This window comes from Falsiroseomonas oryzae, from assembly GCF_027856955.1.
GTDB lineage: Bacteria > Pseudomonadota > Alphaproteobacteria > Acetobacterales > Acetobacteraceae > Falsiroseomonas > Falsiroseomonas oryzae.
Window position 1 is genome coordinate 1 of record NZ_JAPSMD010000536.1, and the last position, 3,121, is coordinate 3,121.

Below are 3,121 nucleotides of genomic sequence, written 5' to 3' on the forward strand. Positions count from 1 at the left end.
GTCCGCCGGCTGCGTCACCGGCGCTGCCCGCGGCCGGCCCCGCGCCGGGCCACGCGGCGGAACTGGTCGGCCAGACGCCGGAGGCGCTCCTGCGCTGGCTGGGCGAGCCGCGGCTGCGGCGCGAGGAGGGTCCGGCCGAGGTCTGGCACTACCAGGCGAGCGGATGTCACCTGGACCTGGTGCTCTACCGGGAGGACGGGCCGCGTCCCGTGCTGCGCGTCGCCTTCGCCGCGGCGCGTGCCATCGGCACCGCACGACGAGGGGAGGCGGCGTGTCTGAGGGACATTGCCCGCGAGGCGGTCAGGCCGGGGCCGGCGGCGGGCACGGAAATCCGGGCGACGGGGTAGCGGCCGGGCGGCGGTCGGCGCCGTGAGCCTGGCGCCTTGGGCGGATGCCTTCGTCCCGGTCTTCGGCCTCCTGGCGCTCGGCGCGCTGCTGAAGCGCCGCCTGCTGCGCGACGACGTCGTCTGGGCCGGCATCGAGCGCCTGGTCTTCTGGGTGCTGCTGCCCTGCCTGGTCGCCGGTGCGCTCTCCGCCGTGCGGTTCGACGAATTGCCGGTGGGGGGCATGGCGGCCGCGCTGTGGGTGGCGCTGGCGGCGGGCACCGCGGCGGCGGTGCTGCTGGCGCGCGGTCTCGGCCACGACCATGCGGCGATGACCTCGGTGCTGCAGGGCGGAATCCGCTTCAACAACCTGATGGGCTTCGCGATCGGCGGGGCGCTGTGGGGCGCACCGGGCATCGCCGTCGCCGCGGTCGCCACCGGGCTGATCGTGCCCTTCGTGCAGGCGGTGGCGACGGTGGCGTTCGCCCTGGGGCGTGGCGGCGGCGTGCGGCCGCTGGCGCTGCTGCGGCAGGTGCTCCTGAACCCGCTGATCCTGGGCTGCGCGGCCGGTTTCGCGCTGAGCGCGCTGGGCGGGCTTCCGCCGGGGCTCCAGCCGGCGGTGCGCAACCTCGGCCAGGCCTCGGTGGCGCTGGGCCTGCTCTGCGTGGGCGCGGCGCTGACCTTGCAGGGGCTGGGCGACCGGCCGGGCACGCAGGCGGCGACCGCGGCGCTGAAGCTGGGCGTGATGCCGGCGCTGACCTGGGCGCTGTGCACGGCGCTGGGGCTCGATCCGCTGCCCACCGCCATTGCCGTGCTGTTCATGGCGCTGCCGACGGCGGCGACAAGCTACGTCATGGCCCGCGCGATGGGCGGTGATGCGCGGCTGATGGCGGCGATCACCACCAGCGAGCACCTGCTGTCGGTGCTGACGCTGCCGGTCTGGGTCTGGCTGCTGACGCGGTGAGGCGTCAGCCTTCCAGCCCCTCGTGCAGGGCGCCGAGGGTCAGCGTGACGCCGAGTGATGGCAGCCCGATCGCGCCGTCGGTGCCCTCGATCAGTTGCGCGTCGCGGATGTCCAGCCGGCCAGCGTCGTTGCGGACATAGAGCATCGCGCGCAGTTCGTCCTGGCTGATCAGGACGTAGTAGCGGATGGAGGGCGTCGCGTCGTAGTCGCGCAGCTTGAAGCCCTGGTCCACCCAGGCGGTGCTGCGGGAGAGGACCTCGAAGACGGCGACGGGGTCCTGGGCGACCAGCGCGGTCGGGACGAAGCGGCCACAATCGACCAGGATGTCGGGGTATCGGGCATTGCCGTTCCCGGTTGCCACCTTCACGTCCGGTCCATGGACGCGGCAACCGCCCCCGAGCGCGCGGTCGAGCGCGGATCCAAGCCGGCGCGCGATCAGGTTGTGCTTCAGGGTGCCGCCGGTCACGGCGCGCACCTCGCCATCCACGAATTCGTGGCGGACGTCCTGCTTCGCCTCCCACTCCAGGTAGGCGTCCCAGGTCCAGCGATCGCGCACCCGTTCCGACATGGGCGGAGCCTACCATAGGGCGGGCGCCGCCCGCAGCGGCTATCGCCGCGGCAGGAAGCCCACCAGCTCCTCCGCCCTGTCGCAGATCGGCGTGGCGATCGCGTCCGCCCGCTCGGCGCCCAGGCGCAGCAGCGCGTCCAGCGCGGCGGGGTCGTCCAGCAGCCGCGCCATCTCGCGGCGGATCGGGTCGAGATGCGCGACCAGCGCCTCGGCCAGCACCTCCTTGAAGGCGCCGAAGCCCTTGCCGCCGTGGTGGCGCAGCACGCCGGCATGCGTCTCCCCGCTGATCGCGGCGAGGATGCCCACGAGGTTGCGCGCCTCCGGCCGGCCTTCCAGCCCGGCCTCGCTCTCCGGCAGCGGCTCCGGGTCGGTCTTGGCGCGGCGGATCTTCAGCGCGATGGCGTCGTGGTCGTCCGTCAGGTTGATGCGCGACTGGTCGGAGGGATCCGACTTGCTCATCTTCTTCGTGCCGTCGCGCAGCGACATGACGCGCGCGGCGATGCCCTGGATCAGCGGCTCGATCGTCGGGAAGAAGTCCACGCCGTAGTCGTGGTTGAACTTCTGCGCGATGTCGTTGGCCAGCTCCAGGTGCTGCTTCTGGTCGTCGCCGACCGGCACCTTGGAGGCGTGGTAGGTCAGGATGTCGGCCGCCATCAGGTTCGGATAGACATAGAGCCCGGCGGAGGCGGCCTCGCGGTCCTTGCCGGCCTTGTCCTTGAACTGCGTCATCCGGTTCAGCCAGCCGATGCGCGCGACGCAGTTGAAGATCCAGGCCAGCCGGGCGTGCGCGTGCACATGGCTCTGCAGGAACAGGACGCAGCGGTTCGGGTCCAGCCCGCAGGCGATCAGCGCCGCTGCCATCTCCCGCGTCTGCCGCGCCAGCTCCTTCGGGTCCTGCCAGACGGTGATGGCGTGCAGGTCCACCACGCAGAACAGGCATTCATGCGTGTCCTGCATCGGCACCCAGTTGCGGATGGCGCCGAGGTAGTTGCCGAGGGTGGGCACGCCGGAAGGCTGGATGCCGGAGAAGACGCGGGACATCGCGAGGGACCATGTGCAATTCGGGTCGCGGGTGATCCCGCGCGCGGCCGGGGGCGTCAAGGGTTCGTGGCAGGCCGCCTTGCCCGGCGCCGCGCCGGCGCGGTAGAGCCGCCGCGGACCCGCCCTGGATTTCGCGCATGACCTCCTTCGCGCCGCCCGCCTGGCGCCTCGCCGCGCGCCGGGCCAACGCCTCGTGACCGACCCGCGCGCCGCGCTCCAGGCCGC

At 73.0% G+C, this 3,121-nt stretch carries 4 protein-coding genes; 2 read left to right on the forward strand and 2 right to left on the reverse strand.

What is annotated here, in order from left to right; translation table 11 throughout:
* Together OZN99_RS28400 and OZN99_RS28405 are read left to right on the forward strand one after the other, a co-directional pair.
* Positions 1–347, forward strand: a 347-nt coding sequence (locus tag OZN99_RS28400) for a hypothetical protein (RefSeq protein WP_270938580.1), incomplete at its 5' end; no start/stop codon positions are given.
* 22 nt (positions 348–369) lie between these two features.
* Positions 370–1,287 carry an AEC family transporter gene (locus OZN99_RS28405; RefSeq protein WP_270938581.1) on the forward strand — a complete coding sequence of 306 codons (918 nt, stop codon included), beginning with the start codon at positions 370–372 and terminating at the stop codon, positions 1,285–1,287.
* Between the two features lie 4 nt (positions 1,288–1,291).
* On the opposite strand, the gene OZN99_RS28410 is transcribed toward OZN99_RS28405, so the two are convergent.
* Entirely contained in the window at positions 1,292–1,855 is a 564-nt protein-coding gene (locus OZN99_RS28410; RefSeq protein ID WP_270938582.1) for a Uma2 family endonuclease, read from the reverse strand.
* A gap of 39 nt (positions 1,856–1,894) precedes the next feature.
* Positions 1,895–2,896, reverse strand: coding sequence for a tryptophan--tRNA ligase (trpS, locus tag OZN99_RS28415; protein WP_270938583.1), 1,002 nt, complete (start codon positions 2,894–2,896; stop codon positions 1,895–1,897).
* Positions 2,897–3,121: the final 225 nt, after the last annotated feature.